The following is a 19,872-nucleotide window of genomic DNA, read 5'->3' on the forward strand; positions in this document are numbered from 1 at the left end:
AGCCTCTATAAATTTGTCAGGACGCCCATCGTTCTAGCTTGGATAAAGCCCACCCCAGGGCGAACACAGGTAAGGCAATGACGATTTCTCGACGATGGTTCATGGCAGGCCTGGCGCTGACCGGTGCCGCCGTGCCTGCGGTGTATTACGGGCATCGTGAACTGACCCGGCCAGACCCGACCATCACGCCCGGCGAGGCTTCATTCGATGTGGCCGACGTTGCCGGACAGCGTCGGGCGAACGTGCTGCGGGGCGTCTGGACGATCCGTTTCAGCGGGCGCGACGCCGGCCTCGACGGCTTGCCGGACGACAACCTGGAAGTATTCCTCGACATCGCCCACAAGGGCCGTGGCCTGGTGGGTTACCTCGACACCGCCGAGCGCCTGCGCGCCGGGGATGAGCCGCGTTACCGGGTGTTGGGTGACCTGGCCGGTAGCGATCCAAAGCAGTTGAGCTGGCGCTTGATCGGCGCCGAGCATGACGCGCCGGACTACGAATTCATCATGACCCTCGACGAAGTCTGGGCCGGTTTCGGCAATGCCGGCACGGCGACCCTCAGCGGCCGGGTGTTGCGGTTGGATCGCCCGTTGGCGCTGCCGGAACTGGACAATCAGTTCGTCGCCGTCAAGCAACGGTTCCCCGAAGCCCGGGAACGCACGCCGCTAAGCCCGAAACTGCTGGCCTGGCTGGTGTCGCCCGAGCACCGGCTGTTCCATCAACTCTGGCACGCCTCGCGGGACAAATGGCACACCCTCGACGAAGACAAGCGCGATGCCCTGCGTGGCATCGGCTGGCAACCCGGGCCGCGAGACAGCGAGCGTGACGCCCGTGGGCCGCGCAAGGATCGCAACGGCTCGGGCGTGGATTTCTTCTTCATGCACCGGCATATGCTCGGCACCGCGCGTTCTTTCCAACCGTTGCCGTCATGGCAACGTTTCCCATTGCCGCAACCCGAATTGGAGCGTGATCGCCTGGGCTTTGCCCGGTATTTCGACAACGTCGACGGGACGGCGCTGCCCCCGACCTGGCTGGCCCGTGGCGACGAGCAATACGCCCAGTGGGTCAGCGACATCAAGACCGCCGAGACCTACCACAGCAATTTCCAGGTCTGGGAATCGCGCTATCGCGACCCGCGCTATCTATCCCAACTGACCTTGGGCCAGTTCGGTTCGGAAGTGGAATTGGGCCTGCACGACTGGCTGCACATGCGCTGGGCCTCGGTGCCGCGCGATCCGTCCAACGGCCATCCGGTACCGTTCGCCCGTGATCAGGCGGACTTCGCCCAGCGCTGGTTCGAGCCGGAAAACGATTTTCTCGGCGATCCGTTTTCCTCCCACGTAAATCCGGTGTTCTGGGCCTTCCACGGCTGGATCGACGACCGCCTCGAAGACTGGTTCCGCGCCCACGAACGTTTTCATCCTGGCGAAGTGAGTCGGCTCGACGTCAACGGCGTGCCCTGGTTCGCCCCGGGCCGCTGGGTCGAAATCGCCGACCCGTGGCTCGGCCCGGACACCCACGGTTGTAGCTCGACGCCGGGGTTGCAGGTCGGGCGCTCGGTGGAGATGGACCCCGAAACCATGAAACTGGCGTTGCGCATTACCTTTGGCAGCGATGACGACAAGCTGGCGCAGCTGTTGCGCCGCGTGCCGCAGAGGCCTTGGTATGCGCGCAATCTCAAGGCCAAGGTGGTGTGAACCCAGGCTCGAACTTTATTTACAAGGCGCTGCCAGACATCACTTGCAGATGATCGGTGGCAGCTATGCGCGGGTCTGCAAGACCGGGAAACCAGGAACCCGGCAGACCCGAAGGTCTCCCGCACACAGCCGCCATTGAGCGACACGGATCTGTCGATTGGCTTGGGCTATGCGCCTGGTATTTCGTCGGGCTTGCAGACCCGATCACTGATCAGCAGTGACGGGGAACAAGTTATCGACAGGGGGCTAGGCGCACAAGCCGGCGGATTCTGGCGTAGTTGTAGGTAATGACGCAAGGCAACGTAGCCTTACTCGGTAGTCCTACATGACCGGATAAACAGAACCGAAGCCGAACACCGTTTATGAGAACTAGAGAATCATTTGTGGCGAGGGAGCTTGCTCCCGCTGGGCTGCGAAGCGGCCCCCAAAACCAGTCACCCCAAAACAACTGGCCCACCGAGGTGCTAGCCATTGGGGCTGCTGCGCAGCCCAGCGGGAGCAAGCTCCCTCGCCACTGGGGATAGCCTTAGCCACACTCTATTACTGGGTTTGCGTCTCGGGTCTCATCGGTAGGTTGAGCTTATCGCCGCCTATCGCATTGGCCTGTATTTCCATGCTGATCTATACTGAGCATGCATGAGCACAGTTTGTATTTAAAAATCGTTATAAAACAGTAGCTTATGTATTTTTTAGGCGCAAGTGCTGTTGGAGGTGAGGAGTGATTGTCGAGGAGCGTATCAAGAGATCAATCGCCTTGCGAAAGGACGACGTATTTCTGCGCTCTGAATTTTCCAAGTTCGGCAGCTCCGCACAGGTATCCCGAGCATTGCGTCATCTTGTAGCTAGCGGTGTCTTGGTCAGGCTTGGTGTTGGCGTCTTTGCAAAGGCTAAAACCAGTGTGCTCTCCGGTAAGCCAATTCCGATACGTCCGCTTGAAGTTCTGGCGCCTATGGCTCTGCAAAAACTTGGCGTAAAGATCACGGCGGGGCGCGCGTTGCGTGAATACAATGCCGGCGACAGTTTGCAGCTACCGGCGGGCGTTGTTTTCGATACGGGCTCACGCCGTATTAACCGGAAGCTCGGCTTTGGTGGGCGCTACGTAGTCTATGAAAACCATCACGCCTGAGCAGGTCGAGTTGATTGATGCGGTACTGGCTGAGGTTGACGTCGGTTTTCTGACCGCCAGCATCTTGGAAAAAGACATCCACGTAACCGATGCCTTGCAGCATCTGATGAACATGCCATTCCCTGGCATTCGATAGTATTTTGTGGTGGGACGAGCCTGTCCAAGGCCTATCGATTGATCGAGCGCATGTCAGAAGACATCGACTTGAAGATCGTATGGGATGAGTCGAACACGTTCAGTGCTTCGGCTAAAAAGCGACACCTCAGCCAACTTAAGGCTGAGGTCGCCCAGGTCCTCGCTAGGCTTGGTTTCGAAGAAACTGTGGATGCGCGTATTGCCCGGAATGAAAACCGATATTTCTCCAGTCGCTGGCAATATGCCCCCCAGTACCCGCACGACGTCAGTTTGCGACCTTATCTGAGTCTCGAATTGACCGTACGAACGCCCGAGTTCGAAGTGACTCTGCGACCGCTGGAAAACTTGGTGGATAGACTTGCCGCAAGGCCTGGGTACATGGGGAGTATCCTCTGTGTTGCGGTCGAGGAAACGCTTGCAGAAAAAGTAATTTCATTCCTTCGGCGTTATGCCCAACACCAGGCCGGGGCTATGCTTCAGCCGTGGGACGAGGCATTGGTGCGTCATATCTACGATGTTTATTGCATCAGCCTTGACGATCCGGCAGTCAGCAAACGAGCCGCCAGCGGTTTCAAAAAGTTGGTTGAATTTGACGCCGCTGAGTTTGGTCGACAGTTTCCTCCGTTCGCTGCCAATCCAGGAAAGGTCATGCAGAGAGCCTTGGATCAAACAAGCTCGGACGCGGCGATTCGTGGCCAATATAACGCGAGGCTGATGCCGCTGATTTTTGGTTCCGTCCGCCCAAGTTTCGATGAAGCTTTTACAGTGTTTCGAAAGCACGCCGAGGCGTTAATTCGGACTCTTTGAGTTCTTGGTCAAAGTCGTTGGCCCGCTGCTCTGAATGTCATCTAGCTTTACCTTCGTCCCCCGCCAACCCCCACCCAGCGCCTTGTACAACGCCACGCTCGCCTGCACCCGCGCCAGTCGCAACTGCACGTTCATGTCCTGCGCCGCGTACAACGTGCGTTGGGTTTCGAGTACGGTGAGCAGGTCTTCGGCGCCGGCCTGGTAGCGGCGCTGGGCGATGTCGAAGGCGCTTTGGGCCTGGTCCAGTTCTTCGCGCTGCCACTGGCGCTGCTGGTCCAGGCCGTGGATGCCGTTCAGGGCTTTTTCGACGTCGGCGAAGCCGTTGATGATGGCGGCGCGATAGAGCTCCAGCAGTTCCTCCTGGCGCGCGGTTGTCCTGTCTCGTTCGGCCTTGAGGCGACCGTTGTTGAAGATCGGCACGGCGAGCCCGGCGGTGAGGTTGTAGACGTTGTTGCGCAGCAACTGGTCGGCGATGTCGGCGCCGGTGGCCAGGCTCAGGCCCAGGGTGGCCGAGGGCAGCATGGCGGCGCGGGCGACGGTGATGTCGGCCTGGGCGGCGGCGAGGCGTGCTTCGGCGGCGGCGATGTCGGGACGGCGCAGCAACAGGTCGCTGGGCACCCCGGCGTCGATGGCGGGCCAGCGCAATGCGTCGAAGGGTTCATCGTCGAGCTTGAGCGATTGCACCGGTTCGCCCAACAGGGCCGCCAGGGTGATCAATGCCTCGCGGGCCTGTTGCTGCACTTGCGGTAACCGTCGTTCCTGGGCCGCCACCAGGCTCTTTTGTTGGGACAATTCCAGGGCCGTGGCGCTGCCGGCGTCATGGCGGGTTTGCACCAGGTCGAGCACATTGCGAGCGTTAGTCAGGTTCAGCTCGGCGATACGCTGTTGTTCACGCAGTGACAACGCTTGGCTGTAGCTATTGGCGACGGCGCTGAGCAGCGTCAGCTCCACGGTCGCCCGATCAAACTGGCTGGCCGACAATGCGTTCAGCGCGCTGTCCCGGGCCGCCCGTTTGCCGCCCCAGAAATCCAGCTCGTAACTGGCGCTGAGGTGGGCATCGTAGTAGTCGATGGTGCGGTTGTTCCGATCCACGTCCAACTGGCTGTAGCCCTTGCCGCGCAGCAGTTCCTGGCGATTGCCGTTGAGCCCGGCGCTGATTTCCGGCAGCAACGGCGCGCCGGCGATCACCGCGCTGGCTTGGGCCTGGCGAACCCGGGCCATGGCGGCCGCGAGGTCGAAACTGGCCTGGCGTGCTTGTTCGATCAACCGATCGAGTTGCGGGCTGCCGAACTGCGTCCACCATTGCGGGTTATCAACAGCAGCGCTTGGCTTGTCCAGGTTCTGCCACGCCTCGGGCGGTTGAATGCCGCTGTCGGGTGTCGACAGCGGGGTGCCGCACGCCGCCAGCAACAGGCTGGCGGCCAGGAGGGTCAGGTGCGCTTTCATAAGATGGGGTTCATTCACTGGTGAGGGCCGCGACCGGGTCGAGGCGGGCGGCCTTGCGGGCGGGCATGAAACCGAAGACGACGCCGGTGACCAACGCGCAACCGAAGGCGCCGAAGACGGCCAGCCATTCGAAGGCCACGGCGATCTTGCCCAGCAGCAATGCACCGCCCACCAGCAGCGCCAGGCCAATACCGGCAAGCCCGCCGACCACCGAGAGCATCACCGCTTCGGTGAGGAACTGGCGCAGGATGTCGCGCTGGCGGGCGCCGGTGGCCATGCGGATACCGATCTCCCGGGTCCGTTCGCGCACGGTCATGAGCATGATGTTCATCACGCCGATGCCGCCCACCAGCAGCGAAATCGCCGCAATGGCGCCGAGCATCAACGACAGCGTGCCCTGGGTGCGGGCCTCGGCCTGGATCATCGCGGCGTTGTTGGTCAGCTCGAAATCCTGCTTGCCCTTGTGCAGCCGCAACAAGGTGCGGGAAACGGCCTGCTCGGCCTCCTTGACCTTGCCCGCGTCACGGGCGGCGATCACCACGTATTCGGGATGGCGCGTGCCGAACAGTCGCACGCTGGCGGCGGAGTAGGGCACGGCGATGCGATTGTCGGCGTCGGAATCCCCGGAGCTGGCGCCTTTTTCCGCCAGTACGCCGACGACCTGGAACGGCACGTTTTCGATCAGGATGTAGCGGCCGATCGGGTCGGCGACGTCCTTGAGCAGCTTTTGCCGGACCTTGTGACCGATCACTGCCACCGCCGCCGCGCTGCGTTCATCGGCGTCGCTGAAATACGTGCCCTGGGCCACCGGCCAATTGAAGATGATCGGGAAATTCGTGTCGTTGCCGCCCACGTAGCTGGTGTGGTCGAGATTGGCGAAACGCACGCTGGCGTTCTTGCCGTTGACCGGCATGATGCGTTGCACTTCGGGCAGGGCAGCGAGGGCGGCAATGTCCTGTTCGCTGATGATGCCCTTGGTCGCCCGCGGGTTGGGAGCGGTGCCGTTGAGGTAAATGATGTTCGAGCCGAAGGCGCCCATCTGGGCCATGACCTGGCGCTTGCTGCCCTCGCCAACGGCCAGCATCACCACCACCGAGGCCACGCCGATGACGATGCCGAGCAGGGTCAGGGCGGTGCGGAAGCGATTGATCCACATCACCCGCCAGGCCGCCTGCACCGCGTCCACCAATTCACCTTTCCAGGCGCCGTTGTGTTCGCTGCCGGTGCTCAGGCGCTGGCGCAGGTCCACGGCTTGCAACGCCTTGGCATTGGCCGGCGGTGCGGTGGGGGCGCTGTCGCTGATGATCAGTCCGTCGCGGATCTCGATGATGCGCTTGGCCCGGGCCGCGACTTCGCGGTCGTGGGTGATCAGGATCACCACGTGGCCCTGGCTCGCCAATTCGTCCAGCAGCGCCATGACTTCGATGCCGCTCTGGCTGTCGAGGGCGCCGGTGGGCTCGTCGGCGAGGATGATGTGGCCGCCGTTCATCAAGGCCCGGGCAATCGACACCCGTTGCTGCTGCCCGCCGGAGAGTTGATGGGGCCGGTTGCCGGTGCGGCTCGCCAGGCCCAGGCGTTCGAGCAGGGCGCTGGCCCGGGCGTGGCGCTCGGCGGCCGAGGTGCCGGCATAGATGGCGGGCATCTCGACGTTTTCCTGGGCCGTGCCGGAGGGGATCAGGTGATAGCCCTGGAACACGAAGCCGAATGCTTCGCGGCGCAGCCAGGCCAGTTCATCGCTGCCCAGCCTGGCGACGTCTTCGCCGGCAAAGCGGTACTCGCCGCTGGTGGGGCGGTCGAGGCAGCCGAGGATGTTCATCAGCGTGGATTTGCCGGAGCCGGACGCCCCGACAATCGCCAGGAATTCGCCGGCATGAATCGCCAGGTCGATGCCCCGCAGGACCTCGACCCGAGGGCTGTCGCCGCCGCCGTAAGCCTTGCGAATGTCCCGCAGTTCGATCAGGGGTGTGTCCATTCAGCCTCCGGTGCCGGTGGCCGGGCCGATCAATACGCGGTCGCCTTCGCGCAGGCCGTCGAGTATCTGCGTGCGCAAGCGGTCGCTGACACCGGTGCGAACGGTACGTGGCTGGACGTCGCCGTTGTCGGCGAGCACTCGCACTTGATCGGCGTCTTGCACGGCGGCGATGGGCACGGTCAGCACATCCTTGGCCTGGGCGGCGACAAAAAACACTTGGGCGGTCATGTCGGTCATCAAGGCGCGGTCGACATTGTCCACATCGAGCAACACGGTGTAGAGCACCACCCGCTCGCTGCCGCTGCGCCCACCGGAGGGGCTGCCGCCCTGGCTGGCCTCCAGCGGACGCGGCGGCACCGGCAGGACTTGCCGGACGGTGCTGCTCCAGCGCCGGCCGCCGCCGGCGAGGGTGGTGAAATAGGCGGTCATGCCCGGCTTGACGTGGCCGATGTCGGCTTCCGAAACCTCTGCCCAGACGGTCATCGGCGACAGCCGGGCGATGCGCAGGATCAACGGCGTCTGCTGCTGGGCGTTGAGCGTCTGGCCTTCCCGGGCGCCGATGGCAACCACCGTGCCGCTCATGGGCGCATAGATGCGCGTGTAGCCCAGTTCCGCTTCGTCGCTGCGCAGGTTGGCTTGGGCCTGGCGGATCTGCGCCTGGAACATGTCGATGCGCGCCTGGGTCGCGCGCACCTCGGCCTGGGCGGTCTGCACGTCTTCTTCGCGGGTGGCGCCGCCGGCCTTGAGCTGTTGTTGGCGACGGAATTTCTGCTGCGCCAGGTCGTGCTGGGCGCGCTGTTCCTGAAGCTGGGCCTTGAGGTTTTCGATGGAAAACCGTCCGGCGTCGAGCCTGGCTTTTTGCGTCGATGGGTCGATCTCCACGAGCAGTTGGCCCTCCGTGACCTCGTCGCCGGCCTCGACGTGAATCTTCTGGATCTGCCCGGACGCCTGGGCGCCGACATCCACGTAGCGACGCGGCTGCAAGGTACCCAGGGCGGTGACGCTGTTTTCGATATCGCCACGGGTGACCGGGGCGGTGGCGACAGGCTCGTGGCCCGAACCGACCGCTTGCCACGCGGCGAAAGCCACGGCCGGAAGCAGGGCGACAGTCAGGAGCCAGGCGGGGCGGGTGAGGCGGGGACGTTTCATGCAGGGTTCCGGCCGGTGGTGTCGGGCCCGTCGCACGGAGGATCGGGACGGGAGGCTGTTCTGGTAGACGAGCGTTCGGGGCGGGAATTTAGCGGCAGGAATACTTCATAGGATGGTGGAGGACCGTAGGAGCTGCCGAGCGAAGCGAGGCTGCGATCTTTCCACGGCCAGTTGAATCCGAAGCAAAAGATCAAAAGATCAAAAGATCAAAAGATCAAAAGATCAAAAGATCAAAAGATCAAAAGATCAAAAGATCAAAAGATCAAAAGATCAAAAGATCAAAAGATCAAAAGATCAAAAGATCAAAAGATCAAAAGATCGCAGCCTCGCTTCGCTCGGCAGCTCCTACAGCCCCAGCGGGAGCAAGCTCCCTCGCCACAGAAGCGGTTTCAGACGCCCAATCAGATGAAGGATTCGGCCCTGATACAAACCAAAGCTTTAAATCTATATGAGAATTACTATAAATTACGCGATTGAATCTGCCACCATCGTGCCATGCGTTTTCCGGCATGCCGAGTGGCCCAGGGAAAGCTGTCGCAGGCATTGCGCACGGGAGCCATGTTGGAAAACTACTATCGCGAACTGGTGTGTTTCCTCAACGCCAGGCTAGGCAACCGCCAGGCGGCCGAAGATGTGGTGCATGACGCTTATGTGCGGGTGCTGGAGCGCGCCAGCGATACGCCCATCGAGCAGCCAAGGGCGTTCTTGTATCGCACGGCACTGAACCTGGTGATCGACGGGCATCGGCGCAACACACTGCGCCAGTCCGAATCCCTCGATGTGCTCGACACTGAAGAACGCTTCTTCACCCCGTCGCCCCATACCAGCCTTGACCACGGCCAACGCCTGGACATGCTGCAGCGCGCCCTGGCCGAACTGCCACCGCTGTGCCGCGAAAGCTTCCTGCTGCGCAAGCTCGAAGGCCTGTCCCACTCGCAGATTGCCGAGCGCCTGGGCATTTCCCGCGCCCTGGTGGAAAAACACATCGTCAACGCCATGAAGCATTGCCGCGTTCGCGTACGGCAGTGGGACGCGACCTGATTCATCCGGCGTGAACCCAGCGGCGGTAAATTTTCCGACATCCTCCTCGTTCCTCTGAACAGACGATCTGGCGGCACGATGCGCGCCGAACAGGTCACCGGCTTTCGTGCCCTGTTGAGGGGCTTTTCCAGAGGACACTGGACATGACTCAGGCAATTGCAGCGCCCCACGTTCACGACTTGATCGGCATCGGCTTCGGCCCCTCGAACCTGGCGCTGGCCATCGCGCTGCAGGAGCGTGGCCCGGTGCAGGGCGAACTGGACGTGCTGTTCCTCGACAAACAGGCTGACTATCGCTGGCACGGCAACACCCTGGTGACCCAGAGCGAGCTGCAGATTTCCTTCCTCAAGGACCTGGTGACCCTGCGCAACCCCACCAGCCCTTACTCGTTCGTCAATTACCTCAAGCACCATGGCCGCCTGGTGGATTTCATCAACCTCGGGACGTTCTACCCGTGCCGCATGGAGTACAACGACTACCTGCGCTGGGTGGCGGCGCAATTTGCCGGGCAGAGCCGCTACGGCGAGGAAGTGCTGCGTATCGAGCCGGTGCTGCATCACCAGCAGGTCGAAGCCTTGCGGGTGATTTCCCGCACCCGCGAAGGGGAAGAGTGCGTGCGCATCAGCCGCTCGGTGGTGGTCAGTGCCGGTGGCACGCCGCGTATTCCTGAGGCGTTCAAGACGTTCAAGGATGACGCCCGGGTGTTCCATCACTCGCAATACCTGGAGCGCATGGCAAGCCAACCGTGCACGAGCGGCCAGCCAATGAACGTTGCGATCATCGGCGGCGGGCAGAGCGCGGCGGAAGCGTTCATCGACCTCAACGACAGCTTCCCGTCGGTGCAGGTCGACATGATCCTGCGCGGCTCGGCCCTCAAGCCGGCGGATGACAGCCCGTTCGTCAACGAAGTGTTCTCGCCGGAATTCACCGACCTGGTGTTCCAGCAGCCTCACAGCGAACGCGAGCGCCTGGTCAACGAGTACCACAACACCAATTATTCGGTGGTGGACATCGACCTGATCGAGCGCATCTACGGGATTTTCTATCGCCAGAAAGTCTCGGGCATCGCCCGTCATGGGTTCCGCACGCTGACCACGGTGGAGAAGGCCACGGCGACGAAGGACGGCGTCGAGCTGGCGGTGCGCAACAACGCCACTGGCGAATTGTCGGTGCGCCGTTACGACGCGGTGGTGCTCGCCACCGGCTACGAACGCCAGATGCACCGCACCTTGCTGGAGCCGCTGGCGCAATACCTCGGGGATTTCGAGGTGGATCGCAACTACAAATTGATCACCGACGAGCGCTGCAAGGCCGCGATCTATATGCAGGGTTTCTGCCAGGCCAGCCACGGGCTGAGCGACACCTTGCTGTCGATCCTGCCGGTGCGCGCCGATGAGATCGCCGGCTCTCTCTATGAGCATGGAAACAATCGCGGACAGGCTCGTCCGGAGCGCGATTTGCGATTGGCCGCGGTGTAGAAGCTGCCTGTAGGAGTTGCCTGTAGGAGCTGCCTGTAGGAGCTGCCGAGTGCAACGAGGCTGCGATCTTTCCCCTGACATTTACATCTCAAGCGAAAGATCAAGATCAAGATCAAGATCAAGACCAAAGATCGCAGGCTTCGCCAGCTCCTACAGGACAATCGCAAGTCCGTCAGGAAATTCCTCAGAAACTTCCTACACTCACCTCACATTCCTCCTGGTTATCCGGGGGGTACGTAGACGGTTCACTGTTCCCTTGCATTGGCAGTTCGAACCGATCAGCCGGTCGCTGATGTAGCGTCCGGGCCGATTTCGCCAAGCGAAACCTGATCGAATGATGCTGTTCCTGCGCACAGGCCTGGCGGCGATATGGCTGGGTCTATCAAGTGTGGCGCCGCAGGTGGGCGCGGCACCCGAGTCGCTGCATGTGCTCGGGCGTTCTGCCGTGAGCGACTATTCGGTGACCCTGGACGAGGCTGACCGGACCTGGCTGCGGCGCAAGGGCACGTTGCTGCTGGGGGCCTCGGCACCGGATTACCCGCCGTTCAGCATCACCGGCAATGGCAACGATTATGAAGGCCTGACGGCTGACTATGGGCAGTTGCTGGGGCAGCTGTTGCACATCGAGGTACAGGTGCGGCGGTACGCGTCGCGGGATGCATCACTCCAGGCCCTGCGTAGCGGGGAAATCGATCTGCTCGGCACCGCCAACGGTTTCGAGGCCAGCGACCCGGCTTTGGCAATGTCCCGGGCGTATGCCGATGACGTGCCGACGCTGGTGACCCGTGTCGACGACAGCGAAGAGCTGCCGGCGGACCTGGCGGGCAAACGGCTGGCCATGCTCTATCACTACCTGCCACCGGAGACGGTCGAAGCGTTTTATCCGGACGCCTCCTTGCAGCTGTTCCCCTCGACCTTGAGCGCCATCGGCGCCGTGGCGTTCGGCCAGGCCGACGTTTACCTGGGGGATTCGATCAGCGCCCATTACCTGATCAGCAAGAATTATCTGAACAACGTACAACTGACGGATTTCTCCCGCATGGAAGTGCAGCCGTTCGCCTTTGCGGTCAGCCGCGAGAACGGGCGCCTGTTGCGCATCGTCAATGCCGCGCTGCAGGCCATTCCCGTCGGCGAACGCATGGGCATCCTGCGGCGTTGGAGTGCCGGTGGGGCGAGCGTGCCGGGCCAGCAAACGCTGCATTTCAGTGTCAATGAACAGCGCTGGCTCGATGCTCATCCGCGTATCAACGTGGCCGTCAGCGCAGATTTCCTGCCGTTGACCTTCTTCGATGAGCAAGGCCAATTGCGCGGCATCGGTGCCGATGTGCTGGCCAGGATCAGCTTGCGCACCGGGCTGAAATTCGACATCCAGCGTGGCGACTCGGTGGACGACCTGATCGCCCGGATTGCCACTGGCAAGGCCGATGTCCTGGCAACCGCGATCCCCAGCGCCGAGCTTGAAAGTGAACTGCGCTTCACCCGCCCGTACCTGACAAGCCCTTTCGTGTTGGTGGTGCCGGCCAAAGCCACGACCGCCCTGACCGTGGACCGGATGGCCGGCAAGCGGCTGGCGCTGGTGCGTGGCAACGTGTTGCGTGAGTACCTGTCGGAGCAGTTCCCCGGGGTGCAACGGGTGCCGGCGCAAAACATGGCCGATGCCATGGCCATGGTCGCCGCGGGCAGGGCGGATGGCGCGATCAACTCGCTGATCAGTGCCCGCTACATGATCTCGCGCCAGTACCGCGACACATTGCAAGTCACCAGCACCGTGGGCACGGTGCCCGCCCGCGTTGCCCTGGCGACGAGCCGCAACGCAACCGAGCTCTACTCGATCCTGGACAAGGCGCTGCTGAGCATTTCCCCAGAGGAAATGGACGAGCTCACCAACCGCTGGCGCAGCGAAGTGGTGATCGACGACAGCTACTGGCTGCGTAATCGCACCGCCATTGTCCAAGGGTTCGCCATCGCTGCGCTGCTCTTGCTGCTGGCATTGGGCTGGGCCATCTACCTGCGGCGGCTGTTGGAGCAGGTTCGCGAGGCCAAGGCCAGCGCCGACGACGCCAATCGGGCCAAGACCACGTTCCTCGCGACGATGAGCCATGAAATCCGCACGCCAATGAACGCCGTGATCGGCATGCTGGAACTGGCCCTGAAAAAAGCCGACCAGGGCGTCATGGACAAGTCGGCCCTCGAAGTGGCTTCCGCTGCCGCCCGTGGCTTGCTGGACCTGATCGGTGACATCCTCGACATCGCTCGCATCGAATCCGGCAAGCTTTCCCTGGTGCCGGCGCGGGCCAACCCGCGGGAACTGGTCGAGGCCGTGGCGCGAATGTTCGATGGCCTGGCTCGGCAAAAACAGCTGCGCTTGGGTCTGGACCTGGATGCAGCCAGCGACCATGACGTCTTGATCGACCCGCTGCGCTTCAAGCAGATCCTTTCCAACGTACTGAGCAACGCCATCAAGTTCACCGAACAAGGCCAGGTGCGCCTGAGCCTGGGCGCTGGGCCGGCGGAGGATGACAAGCACCTGGCCATTCGCGTGTTGATCGAAGACACCGGCCCCGGCATTTCGGCGCAAGACCAGCAACGCCTGTTCAGCCCGTTCACCCAGGTCGGCGACCACGCCCAGGGCACTCGCGGTGGCTCCGGGCTGGGGTTGGTGATCAGCCGCACCCTGTGTGAAATGATGGGCGGCACCCTGGTGTTGAGCAGCGTGCCGGGGCAGGGCACGCAGGTCGAGATCCGGCTGGCGGTGCCGTTGCTGGAGGCGTTGCCCCGCGTGCCCGCAGTCGAGGTTCAGACGTCGCCGGGCCAGGTGCTGAAGATCTTGGTCGTTGATGATCATCCAGCCAATCGTTTGCTGCTGTGCCAGCAAATGACGTACCTGGGGCACCCGGTGCAGCAGGCCGAAGACGGCGTCCAAGGGCTGCGTGCCTGGTGCGACGGCCAGTTCGACGTGGTCATCACCGACTGCAACATGCCGTTGATGAGCGGTTATGAAATGGCCCGCGCCATTCGCGAAGAAGAGCGGGCCAGGGCCTTGTCGCCAACGGTAATCCTGGGGTTCACGGCCAATGCCCAGCCCGAGGAAAAGGCTCGCTGCATCGAGGCGGGCATGGATGACTGCCTGTTCAAACCCATCAGCCTGCAGCAATTGAATGCGCGCCTGGTATTGATCACGCCCCAGCGCGACGCGCCGGCATCCACGGGCGACTTCGATTTGACCACCCTGGAGCAGTTGACCGGTGGCGACAGGCTGTCGATTCACAAATTGTTGATGGAACTGGTCGCCAGCAACGCCATGGACAGGGCGCGATTGCTGGATTTATCCGCGCGCCATGACGTGTCGGGATTGACCGACCTGGCGCATCGGATCAAGGGCGGCGCACGGATTGTCCAGGCAGAGCCGCTGGTCGTGGCGTGCGAAGCGCTGGAAAGCGCTTGCCGCGAGGGTATCAACGCGGCGCTCACCGAATCGGTGGAAATGGTGTGCCAGGCGATGGAGCACCTCACGGAACGGCTGCACTTTTATATGGCTGGAGAGTCCGCTCCCCCCGGGCCGGCCGGCGAAGCTCTTGAGGATTCGCCCGATCACCGCCAGACCAAGGCGCCCTGAGCCGCAAGTCGGGTGCGGATTTTTCCGTGATTTATTTGGGAATTATCCTACAGCGTCCTAATAAACCTTCCTCTAGCCTGTCGCGACTTAACGTTTCCGACCCGGTTTACACCTGTCGCGTTGCCATTGGAATGCCAGCCATGCCGAACAAAGCACTACGAATCATGATTGCCGACACGGAGCATTATCATCGGATGAAGCTTGAACGGCTGCTCAACCATCACGGCTATTTCTGCATCGCGCCGGTGGGTAGCCTGGCGGAACTCCTGACGTTGGTGGAATACGGCAGCAAGCCTTTCGACCTGATCCTGGTGAATGCCGACCTCGCAAACGGTTCACTGGATCTGACCGGATTCCTGCGCGGCAACCTGCAGGTTCGTCATTCAATGATCTATAACGCCCAACAGGCACTCTTGGAATCGGTGCCCGTCGCGCATCCGCCCTGCTTGCAGGTGAGCACTGCCGCGTTGCCCGATTCGGCCGTGCTGGAACGCCTGATGACCCTCATTGACCCCGAGGCCAACGAGTCGGCCCAGCCTTGGCCTCATGCCTGCAGGCAGGGCTTGGGAAGCTGATCGCACCGTTGGTCGGCACTGTCAGGTCTGACAGGTGGCGCGGCCTGTCGCTTATGTAACAGTCCGCTGGAGTTTGAGCATCGGGCGTGGTTTGCATTCATCCGGGGAGCTGTCTTGAAGCATGTAATGATCGTGGATGATCACCCTGTCATACGTGGCGCTTTGCGGCTCGTGTGCCAGAACGAAGGATTTACCCATATCAGTGATGTCAGCGGCGTGGTTGAGGCCAAGGCGCAGATCAAGGAGGCGCGAGCCGACCTGGTGATCCTGGACCTGGTGATGAATGGTTTTGATGGCCTGGACCTGCTGGTTTGGATCCTGACGGAATTTCCCAGGTGCGCAGTGCTGGTGTTCACTTCCCAGGATGCCCAGCATTTCTGCAACCGTTGTATTGCGGCCGGGGCCAGGGGGTTTGTCACCAAGAGAAGCGACCTGAAGGAGTTGATCAAGGCGATTCATGCGTTGAAATCCGGTTACTCCTATTTCCCACAGCTGTCCGTCAGGCTGGATTTTCAGCAGCGTGGCGAACAGCAGGCCCTGGAAAGCCTCTCCACCCGTGAGCTGTCCATCCTGCGGATGCTGTCGATGGGCATGCGTGGCAAGGACATCGCCGATGCATTGTTCATCAGTCCGAAAACGGTCAGTACCTACAAGACTCGCCTGTTGGAGAAACTCGGGCTCAGCTCCCTGGTGGGGCTGTCGGAATTTGCCAAGCGCAATCATCTTTAAACGGTAAAGCGAGCCTGTTGGCTGTTCTGCCAATAGAACGCTATGGCCGGTTTTTGCAGTCTGGTGCATCAACGGTACGGGTTTTAAGCTGTGTCCATCGAATCGCAACACCAGATTTGGAGACACGGCTTGAAAAATATCATCGGCCTCTATACCAGCCCGCGGGCCCACTGGGTCGGCGACGGCTTTCCGGTCCGCACGTTGTTTTCCTACGACAACCTGGGCAAGCACATCAGTCCGTTCCTGCTGCTGGACCACGCGGCGCCCAGCGAATTTTCCCCAACTTCAGAGCGACGTGGCGTCGGCCAGCATCCCCATCGCGGTTTCGAGACCGTGACCATCGTCTATCAGGGCGAGCTTGAACACCGTGATTCCACCGGCAGCGGCGGCAAGATCGGCCCTGGTGATGTGCAATGGATGACCGCCGCCTCCGGGATCATCCACGAGGAATTCCATTCCGAGGCCTTCGCTCGACAGGGCGGGTTCATGGAAATGGTCCAGTTGTGGGTCAACCTGCCGGCCAAGGACAAAATGGCCCCGGCCGGCTACCAGACCCTGCTCAAAAGTGACATTCCCAACATTGCGTTGAAGGATAACGCTGGCAGCCTGCGACTGATCGCCGGGCGTTTCGAGGGGCATCGGGGCCCGGCGAAGACCTTCACGCCCATCGAGGTCTGGGATATTCGCTTGAATGCCGGGAAGGACCTGACCCTCGATTTGCAAGAGGGCCATAACACGGCGCTGGTGGTGCTGCGAGGTGCGGTCCAGGTCAATGGTCGCGAGCGGGTCGAGGCGGGACAACTGGCCTTGTTCGATCGGGCCGGCGACCAGGTGAATCTGCAAGCCGATAACGACGCCGTGGTGCTGCTGCTCAGCGGCGAGCCCATCGACGAGCCGATTGTCGGCCATGGTCCGTTCGTGATGAACAGCGAGCAGGAGATTCACCAGGCCTTCGAGGATTTTCATTCCGGACGCTTTGGGCGGATGGAAGGCTAGTTAAGCAGCAACACGAATCCATCGTGGGAGCGAGCCTGCTCGCGAATGCAGTAGGACATTCAATGATGAGTTGACTGTCCCGCCGCTTTCGCGAGCAGGCTCGCTCCCACAAGGCGTCTTGCGGTGATCTCTACAGCGTGTTGATTCTGTGCCAATCTTCACGCCAACGACCCTTCTGGAGCTGTCCCCGATGTTCTCCCTGATCACCGACCACCCGCTGCTCAGTGCCTTGGCATTGCTTGTGCTCGATTTGCTGGCGTGGCGGTTCGTCAGTGCCGAACGGATGTACTGGAAGATCGGTGCACGGCTGGTGATTTTCATGTTGTTCAGCATGCTGCTGTTCAACGAAGGCCTCAACCCCATGCAGACCGCACAGTGGGTCGATGACGTGCCACGGCACCTGGCGGCGACCGGTTTGCAGATTGCCTGGTGGTTGTTCGCCGCGCGGACCCTGACGGTGATGATCGGCGCGGTCATGATGCAACGGGTCGGCCATACGGGGCGGCTGTTGCAGGACCTGCTGGGCGCGCTGATCTTCCTGGTCGCGGTCATCGCCGCGCTGGCCTATGTGCTCGACCTGCCGGTCAAGGGCGTGCTGGCGACTTCCGGCGCGATGGCGATCATCGTCGGCCTGGCCTTGCAGAGCACCCTCAGCGACGTGTTTTCCGGGATCGTGCTCAACACCACCAAGCCCTACCAGGTCGATGACTGGATTTCCATCGACGGCACCGAAGGCCGGGTCACCGACATCGACTGGCGCGCCACGCGATTGCAGACCTCCCAGGGCAGCATGGCGGTCATTCCCAACTCGCTGGCGGCGAAAGCCAAGATCGTCAACTTCAGCCGACCCAGCGACATGCATGGCTTGTCCATCAGCGTTCAGGTCAGCCCACATGCGCGACCGCAAAAGGTGATCGAAGCGCTGGAACGGGCAATGATCGGCTGTCGCGCGTTGCTTGCGAGCCCGGCGCCCTGCGTCACGCTCAAGAGCGCCAGCAGCGCCGGGGCGGAATATGAAATCAGCGGATTCGTGGCCTCGATGGGGCAGAAACGCGAGGTGCGCAATCAACTGTTCGACCTGGCTTTCCGGCATCTGCATGCATCGGGCGTGAGCCTGCTGTCCACCAGCGAAAGCACTGCGGCCCTGGCGGTGTCGCGGCCCCGCGCATTGTTGGAAAGCTCGAGCATTTTTTCCACGCTGCGCCCGGACGAGAAAGACACTTTCAGCCAGAACATGACCCTGCAGACGTTTCGCGCCGGCGACGTGATCCTGGCCGCCGGGGAGGTCAGCGATCATCTGTTCATCATCGAGTCCGGCGTCGTCAGCGTGAGCCTCCTGCGTAACGGCCAGCCCATCGAGGGCGGGCGCATGGGGCCAGGCGAAGTAATCGGTGAAGCCGGGATCGTCGCCGAACAAGCGGCGTTGGCGAATTTCAACGCCAAGACTTTCTGCACGCTTTATCGCATCGAGAACAGCTACCTCAAACCTTGCCTCGAGGCCCGTCGCGACATCGGCGACGCCATGAAAAACCTGTTGGACGTGCGCATCCACCTGGCCCAGAACCTGACCCGCGAACTGCCCAAGCCGATCGCCAAGAAGCGCTTCTTGCAATGGTTGCGCAGCCGGGCCTGACACCCTTCGAAAGCACGCCGCGCCCTTGTGGCGAGGGAGCGTGCTCCCGCTGGGCCTGTAGGCGCTGGCGAAGCCTGCGATCTTTTGATCTTTTGATCTTTTGATCTTTTGATCTTTTGATCTTTTAATCTTTTAATCTTTTAATCTTTTAATCTTTTAATCTTTCGCTTGAGATTCAAGTGGCCTCGGAAAGATCGCAGCCTCGCTTCGCTCGGCAGCGCCTACAGAGCCCAGCGGGAGCACGCTCTCTCGCCACAAGCGCTTGCGTCATTTTCAGGGGAGGCCTTGGTTCCCATTGGCCACCCGAACTTCCCAACAATTGGCTATTTGTCCTGCGCCAGTGCAGGGCTAACGTAGCGCTACACCCCATTGTTCAGGAGTTCACCATGCAACCGCGTATCGATTTCTATGCCGCTTCCCCTGATGCCTACAAGGCCATGCTGGGCTTGGAGAACGCGGTCTCTAAACTGGGCCTGGAAAAGTCCTTGATCGAACTGGTCAAGCTGCGCTCTTCGCAAATCAATGGCTGCGCGTTCTGCATCGACATGCACACCGCCGATGCGCGCAAGGACGGCGAGACCGAGCGGCGCCTGTATGCCGTGACCGCTTGGCGCGAGACACCGTTCTTTACCGGTCGTGAGCGCGCCGCGCTGGCCTGGACCGAAGCCCTGACGCGCCTGAGCGAGACCCACGCGCCTGACGCCGACTACGAACTGCTGAGCGAACACTTCACGCCCAAGGAAATGGTCGACCTGACCGTGGCGATCAACGCCATCAACGGCTGGAATCGCTTGGCGGTGGGCTTCCGGAAAATGCCCGAGGCTTGATCCCGCTCAGGTCGTATCCTGTGGGAGCGAGCTTGCTCGCGATTGCGGTATGTCAGTCAATGGTGAAATCGACTGACCGACCGCTATCGCGAGCAAGCTCGCTCCCACAGCAGTCATCATCAGCCGCTCAGGCTCCAGTCATCCCGCGCCGGGAACTTCGCCCGTTTGATCTTCTTCTACCTACAACAGGCGGCGCCAGCCGTCTTTTGCAAAGGAGTCGATCATGCAAGTTCAAGTCAACAGCAACCATATCGAAGGCAGTGCCCGTCTGCAGGAGTGGGTCGGCAGTACGGTGGTGGACGCATTACAGCGTTTCGAGGAGCAACTGGCCCGCGTCGAGATCCACGTCAGCGATGAAAACGCCCAGAAGGGCGGCGCCGCCGACAAGCGCTGCCAGATCGAGGCGCGCGTGCAAGGTCTTTCGCCGATGTCGGTCAGCCACAAGGCCGAGAGCCTCGAACTGGCCGTGGAGGGCGCCGCCGAGAAAATGCTGCATGCGCTCGATCACCAGATCGGCAAACTCAACCCCGCCGTCGAGTCGATGGGGCGTGTGACCGCACCCACCGATGAAGCGCCGCCCGAAAGGGTGGACGCGATGCTGGAGGAAGACTTCCTCGAAAACCAAGAGGCTCGTGGCAAAGAATAAGG

General features: G+C 61.7%; 16 protein-coding genes. 13 read left to right on the forward strand and 3 right to left on the reverse strand.

What is annotated here, in order from left to right; translation table 11 throughout:
• Window positions 1–77: 77 nt before the first annotated feature.
• From pvdP to M8Q45_RS06125, 4 genes are all read left to right on the forward strand, one after another.
• Complete coding sequence (gene pvdP / locus M8Q45_RS06110) at window positions 78–1,694, forward strand: pyoverdine maturation tyrosinase PvdP (RefSeq protein ID WP_249873949.1); 1,617 nt, start codon at window positions 78–80, stop codon at window positions 1,692–1,694.
• A 718-nt stretch (window positions 1,695–2,412) separates the two neighbouring features.
• Complete coding sequence (locus M8Q45_RS06115; protein WP_249873950.1) at window positions 2,413–2,820, forward strand: DUF6088 family protein; 408 nt, start codon at window positions 2,413–2,415, stop codon at window positions 2,818–2,820.
• Window positions 2,801–2,956, forward strand: a complete 156-nt coding sequence (locus M8Q45_RS06120) for a hypothetical protein (RefSeq protein ID WP_249873951.1) — start codon at window positions 2,801–2,803, stop codon at window positions 2,954–2,956. Before M8Q45_RS06115 ends, M8Q45_RS06120 begins: the two co-directional genes overlap by 20 nt.
• A 50-nt stretch (window positions 2,957–3,006) precedes the next feature.
• The gene (locus M8Q45_RS06125) at window positions 3,007–3,762 is read left to right on the forward strand and encodes a nucleotidyl transferase AbiEii/AbiGii toxin family protein (protein ID WP_249873952.1); all 756 of its coding nucleotides are present in this window, start codon (window positions 3,007–3,009) and stop codon (window positions 3,760–3,762) included.
• On the opposite strand, the gene M8Q45_RS06130 is transcribed toward M8Q45_RS06125, so the two are convergent.
• Genes M8Q45_RS06130 through M8Q45_RS06140 form a run of 3 tightly spaced genes read right to left on the reverse strand, consistent with a single transcriptional unit; the run spans window position 3,745 to window position 8,329 of the window.
• Window positions 3,745–5,208, reverse strand: a complete 1,464-nt coding sequence (locus M8Q45_RS06130; RefSeq protein ID WP_249873953.1) for an efflux transporter outer membrane subunit — start codon at window positions 5,206–5,208, stop codon at window positions 3,745–3,747. The two genes, M8Q45_RS06125 and M8Q45_RS06130, sit on opposite strands and share 18 nt — an antisense overlap.
• A 10-nt stretch (window positions 5,209–5,218) precedes the next feature.
• A complete protein-coding gene (locus M8Q45_RS06135) occupies window positions 5,219–7,180 on the reverse strand; it encodes a MacB family efflux pump subunit (RefSeq protein WP_249873954.1) in 1,962 nt (653 codons plus the stop codon).
• Window positions 7,181–8,329, reverse strand: coding sequence for an efflux RND transporter periplasmic adaptor subunit (locus M8Q45_RS06140; protein WP_249873955.1), 1,149 nt, complete (start codon window positions 8,327–8,329; stop codon window positions 7,181–7,183).
• Between the two features lie 558 nt (window positions 8,330–8,887).
• Between M8Q45_RS06140 and M8Q45_RS06145 the strand changes: the two genes are divergently transcribed.
• From M8Q45_RS06145 to M8Q45_RS06185, 9 genes are all read left to right on the forward strand, one after another.
• Window positions 8,888–9,370, forward strand: coding sequence for a sigma-70 family RNA polymerase sigma factor (locus M8Q45_RS06145; protein ID WP_269807987.1), 483 nt, complete (start codon window positions 8,888–8,890; stop codon window positions 9,368–9,370).
• Window positions 9,371–9,513: 143 nt separating this feature from the next.
• On the forward strand, window positions 9,514–10,848 hold the full coding sequence (locus M8Q45_RS06150) for a lysine N(6)-hydroxylase/L-ornithine N(5)-oxygenase family protein (protein ID WP_217861593.1): 1,335 nt from the start codon (window positions 9,514–9,516) through the stop codon (window positions 10,846–10,848).
• Window positions 10,849–11,182: 334 nt separating this feature from the next.
• A complete protein-coding gene (locus M8Q45_RS06155) occupies window positions 11,183–14,464 on the forward strand; it encodes a transporter substrate-binding domain-containing protein (RefSeq protein WP_249873956.1) in 3,282 nt (1,093 codons plus the stop codon).
• A gap of 140 nt (window positions 14,465–14,604) precedes the next feature.
• Window positions 14,605–15,039 carry an ANTAR domain-containing protein gene (locus M8Q45_RS06160; protein ID WP_249873957.1) on the forward strand — a complete coding sequence of 145 codons (435 nt, stop codon included), beginning with the start codon at window positions 14,605–14,607 and terminating at the stop codon, window positions 15,037–15,039.
• Window positions 15,040–15,153: 114 nt separating this feature from the next.
• Window positions 15,154–15,768 carry a response regulator transcription factor gene (locus tag M8Q45_RS06165; RefSeq protein ID WP_249873958.1) on the forward strand — a complete coding sequence of 205 codons (615 nt, stop codon included), beginning with the start codon at window positions 15,154–15,156 and terminating at the stop codon, window positions 15,766–15,768.
• Window positions 15,769–15,897: 129 nt separating this feature from the next.
• Window positions 15,898–16,764: a pirin family protein gene (locus M8Q45_RS06170; protein ID WP_249873959.1), complete on the forward strand. Its 867-nt coding sequence runs from the start codon at window positions 15,898–15,900 to the stop codon at window positions 16,762–16,764.
• Window positions 16,765–16,954: 190 nt separating this feature from the next.
• Complete coding sequence (locus M8Q45_RS06175) at window positions 16,955–18,397, forward strand: mechanosensitive ion channel family protein (protein WP_249873960.1); 1,443 nt, start codon at window positions 16,955–16,957, stop codon at window positions 18,395–18,397.
• Between the two features lie 386 nt (window positions 18,398–18,783).
• The gene (locus M8Q45_RS06180) at window positions 18,784–19,224 is read left to right on the forward strand and encodes a carboxymuconolactone decarboxylase family protein (protein ID WP_249873961.1); all 441 of its coding nucleotides are present in this window, start codon (window positions 18,784–18,786) and stop codon (window positions 19,222–19,224) included.
• A gap of 223 nt (window positions 19,225–19,447) precedes the next feature.
• The gene (locus tag M8Q45_RS06185) at window positions 19,448–19,870 is read left to right on the forward strand and encodes an HPF/RaiA family ribosome-associated protein (RefSeq protein WP_249873962.1); all 423 of its coding nucleotides are present in this window, start codon (window positions 19,448–19,450) and stop codon (window positions 19,868–19,870) included.
• Window positions 19,871–19,872 lie beyond the last annotated feature (2 nt).

This window comes from Pseudomonas sp. T1.Ur, assembly GCF_023516725.1.
GTDB classification, from domain to species: domain Bacteria; phylum Pseudomonadota; class Gammaproteobacteria; order Pseudomonadales; family Pseudomonadaceae; genus Aquipseudomonas; species Aquipseudomonas alvandae.

Bases quoted from the DNA above. Each gene is read 5' to 3' on its own strand.
- pvdP (WP_249873949.1), top strand. From the start codon at position 78: ATGACGATTTCTCGACGATGGTTCATGGCAGGCCTGGCGCTGACCGGT.
- M8Q45_RS06120 (WP_249873951.1), top strand. From the start codon at position 2,801: ATGAAAACCATCACGCCTGAGCAGGTCGAGTTGATTGATGCGGTACTG.
- M8Q45_RS06125 (WP_249873952.1), top strand. From the start codon at position 3,007: ATGTCAGAAGACATCGACTTGAAGATCGTATGGGATGAGTCGAACACG.
- M8Q45_RS06130 (WP_249873953.1), bottom strand. From the start codon at position 5,208: ATGAAAGCGCACCTGACCCTCCTGGCCGCCAGCCTGTTGCTGGCGGCG.
- M8Q45_RS06135 (WP_249873954.1), bottom strand. From the start codon at position 7,180: ATGGACACACCCCTGATCGAACTGCGGGACATTCGCAAGGCTTACGGC.
- M8Q45_RS06140 (WP_249873955.1), bottom strand. From the start codon at position 8,329: ATGAAACGTCCCCGCCTCACCCGCCCCGCCTGGCTCCTGACTGTCGCC.
- M8Q45_RS06145 (WP_269807987.1), top strand. From the start codon at position 8,888: ATGTTGGAAAACTACTATCGCGAACTGGTGTGTTTCCTCAACGCCAGG.
- M8Q45_RS06150 (WP_217861593.1), top strand. From the start codon at position 9,514: ATGACTCAGGCAATTGCAGCGCCCCACGTTCACGACTTGATCGGCATC.
- M8Q45_RS06155 (WP_249873956.1), top strand. From the start codon at position 11,183: ATGATGCTGTTCCTGCGCACAGGCCTGGCGGCGATATGGCTGGGTCTA.
- M8Q45_RS06160 (WP_249873957.1), top strand. From the start codon at position 14,605: ATGCCGAACAAAGCACTACGAATCATGATTGCCGACACGGAGCATTAT.
- M8Q45_RS06175 (WP_249873960.1), top strand. From the start codon at position 16,955: ATGTTCTCCCTGATCACCGACCACCCGCTGCTCAGTGCCTTGGCATTG.
- M8Q45_RS06180 (WP_249873961.1), top strand. From the start codon at position 18,784: ATGCAACCGCGTATCGATTTCTATGCCGCTTCCCCTGATGCCTACAAG.
- M8Q45_RS06185 (WP_249873962.1), top strand. From the start codon at position 19,448: ATGCAAGTTCAAGTCAACAGCAACCATATCGAAGGCAGTGCCCGTCTG.